2 protein-coding genes are annotated in these 3,393 nt (G+C 51.1%); both read right to left on the bottom strand.

Going from position 1 to position 3,393, the window contains the following annotated elements; genetic code table 11:
- Window positions 1-10: 10 nt before the first annotated feature.
- Entirely contained in the window at window positions 11-2,284 is a 2,274-nt protein-coding gene (metE, locus tag C7N83_RS13440) for a 5-methyltetrahydropteroyltriglutamate--homocysteine S-methyltransferase (protein WP_106743238.1), read from the bottom strand.
- A gap of 60 nt (window positions 2,285-2,344) precedes the next feature.
- A complete protein-coding gene (metF, locus tag C7N83_RS13435; RefSeq protein ID WP_106743237.1) occupies window positions 2,345-3,238 on the bottom strand; it encodes a methylenetetrahydrofolate reductase in 894 nt (297 codons plus the stop codon).
- Window positions 3,239-3,393 lie beyond the last annotated feature (155 nt).

Below are 3,393 nucleotides of genomic sequence, written 5' to 3'. Positions count from 1 at the left end.
AACCCAAAAATCAGGCCAATTCTTTGCGCAGCTTTTCGGTCACATTCATCATCACTTGCAGCTGCTCAATGGTTTCTTTCCAGCCGCGGGTTTTCAAGCCGCAGTCCGGATTCACCCACAGGCGTTCTACCGGTACGACCTCAATGGCTTTACGCAGCAGGCGCTCGATTTCTCCTTCGGTCGGTACCCGCGGGCTGTGGATGTCGTATACGCCCGGGCCGATGTCGTTCGGGTATTTGAATTCGCCGAATGCAGCCAGCAATTCCATGTCGGAACGTGAGGTTTCGATCGTAATCACGTCTGCGTCCATGCCGGCGATGGCCGGCAGGATGTCGTTGAATTCGGAGTAACACATATGGGTGTGGATTTGGGTGCTGTCTTCGCAACCGGCTGACGACAGGCGGAAGGCTTCGCCCGCCCATGCCAAGTAGCCATCCCAATCGGCGCGTTTCAATGGCAAGCCTTCGCGGATGGCCGGTTCGTCAATTTGAATCACTTTGATACCGGCTTTTTCCAAATCCAATACTTCGTCATTTAAGGCCAAGGCGATTTGTTTGCACACGGTGCTGCGCTCAATGTCGTTGCGCACGAACGACCATTGCAAAATCGTTACCGGACCGGTGAGCATGCCTTTCATCGGGCGTTTAGTCAGGGTTTGGGCGTAGGTTGACCAAGCTACGGTCATGGCGTTCGGGCGGCTGACGTCGCCGTAGATGATTGGTGGTTTGACGCAGCGGGAGCCGTAGCTTTGTACCCAGCCGTATTGGGTAAAGGCAAAACCTTCCAGCAATTCGCCGAAATATTCCACCATGTCGTTGCGCTCGGCTTCGCCGTGAACCAATACATCAAGGTTGAGTTTTTCCTGCTCTTCAACCACCAAGGCGATTTCTTTTTTCATTGCGGCTTCGTAGCCGGCTGCTGAAAGTTCGCCTTTTTTGAACGCGGCACGTGCCTGGCGGATTTCGGTGGTTTGCGGGAATGAGCCGATATTGGTGGTCGGCAGCAGCGGCAGGTTCAGCCATGCCTGTTGCGCTTTAATGCGTTCGGCAAACGGTGATTTGCGTTGGTCGGCATCGGCAGGCAAATCGGCCAAGCGTTGTGCTACCTCGGTGCGGTGGATTTCGGTGCTGTCAGCGCGTGAATCGGCAGCGGCCTGGCTGGCGGCCAATTCGGCGGCAACGGCTTCGCGACCTTGGTTTAAGGCGGTTTTCAACACACGCAATTCCCGGGTTTTCTGCAAGGTGAAGGCCAGCCATGAGAATAAGGCAGGTTTGTCGGCTTTCAGCTTTTCCTCTACCGACAAATCGTATGGCGTGTGCAAAAGCGAGCATGAGCTGGAAATCCACAAGCGTTCGCCCAATTTGGCTTTCAAAGGCTCGAGTACGGCCAATACGCTGTTGAGGTTGGCACGCCAGATGTTGCGGCCGTCAATCACGCCGGCAGACAACACTTTGCCGTAATCGGCAAATGCGGCTAATTGTTCGGGCGCACGCACCAAATCGATGTGCAAACCGTCCACCGGCAAGGCTTTCAGACGGTCTGCGTGGGCGGCAACCGAGCCGAAATAAGTGCCCAACAGGATTTTGGCGCCAACTCGGCTCAAAGCAGCGTAAACATCTTGGTAAGCGTCCAACCATGCTTGCGGCAGGTCAACGGCCAGAGCAGGCTCGTCAATTTGAATCCATCCGGCACCGGCAGCGGCCAATTCGGTCAGGATTTCCACATAAACCGGCAATAATTCAGGCAACAGGCTCAAGCGGTCGAATTCACTTGCGCCTTTTTCTTTGCCTACCCACAGGAAAGTCAGCGGGCCGACGATGGTCGGTTTGGCTTTATGGCCCAAAGCCTGCGCTTCTTTCAACTGCTGTACGTAATGCGCGGCATTGGCTTTGAATTCGGTGTCGGCATGAAATTCAGGCACCAGATAGTGATAGTTGGTGTCAAACCATTTGGTCATTTCGATGGCGAATTGGTCTTTGTTGCCGCGTGCCAGTTGGAAATATTGTTCCAAAGTCAGGTTTTGGCTGTCAAAACCAAAGCGTGCCGGAATCGCGCCGGTAGCCACTTGCAAGTCCAAAATGTGGTCGTAAAAAGTGAAATCGGCCACCGCCACGAAATCCGCATCGGCTTCGGCTTGATGTTTCCAGTTTTTCTCACGCAAACCTTTAGCCACTTCCAACAGCTCTTGTTCGCTTACTTCCTTACGCCAGTATTTTTCTTGCGCAAATTTCAATTCACGGAATGCGCCGACGCGTGGGAAACCTGAAAAATGTAATGTAGCCATGTGTTCTCTCCTGATTAAAAATGTTCGCTATTGATTAAAGAAATAAAGGTTATTCAATGTTTAAGCGGCTTGCGCTATTGGGCGAACGCCCAAAGTGTGGCAAATCGCGTAGGTCAATTCGCTGCGGTTTAATGTGTAGAAGTGGAAATCTTTCACGCCCTCACGCGACAAGACTTTGACCATATCGATGGCAATACTCGCCGCCACCAAATTGCGCGTGCCTTGATCATCATCCAAACCGTCATACATACGCGCCAGCCAGTTCGGAATCTTGACATTGGTCACTTGTGCCATCCTGCCCAATTGTTTGAAATTGGTGACAGGTAAAATACCCGGCACGATTTCGGCATCAATGCCCACGGTCACGCAGCGGTCGCGGAAACGCAGATAGCTTTCGACATCGAAGAAAAACTGGGTAATGACATGATTTGCACCGGCATCGATTTTGCGTTTCAAATTAATCAAATCCGCCTGCGCCGATTTGGCTTCAGGGTGTACTTCCGGATACGCCGCCACGGAAATATCGAAATCGGCCACCGAACGCAGTACTTTCACCAAGTCTTCGGCATAAAACGGCTTTTTCTCATAACCGGCGGGTTCGTCACCGCGCAGCGCCACAATGCGTCGGATACCGCTGTCCCAATAATCTTGCGCGATTTGTTTCAACTCTTCCGGCGAAGCGTCGATCCCGGTCAAATGCGGCGCGGCCTCCAAGCCGGTTTGCTGTTTAATGTTTTTCACAATGCCGTGTGTCCGGTCGCGCTCGCCGGAATTGGCACCATAAGTCACCGAAACAAATTTGGGATGCAGTTTTTTCAAACGGTGGATGGAATCCCACAGCATGGTTTCCATTTGTTCGTTTTTAGGAGGGAAAAATTCAAACGATACGTTGATATCGCCTTTTAAATCACACAAACTGTTGTTCAGCGCATTAATCTCTTTTGCATAACTCATGCTTTTTATCCCTTTTGCCATGGTGCGGTATTTTCTGTTAATGCCATCTTATTTTTTTCACAGCCATGAGTCAATTTCAAAATTTTCAGAATAATCATGAATTATTTTAATAATAGAATTTGTTGGGCATTTAGCAACCTTTCCGCAATTCTTTT

It is taken from the genome of Neisseria iguanae (assembly GCF_003013245.1).
Taxonomy (GTDB): Bacteria; Pseudomonadota; Gammaproteobacteria; order Burkholderiales; family Neisseriaceae; genus Neisseria; species Neisseria iguanae.
The sequence above is the reverse complement of the archived record's forward strand: the minus strand, read 5'-3'. Positions and strand labels throughout refer to the sequence as shown.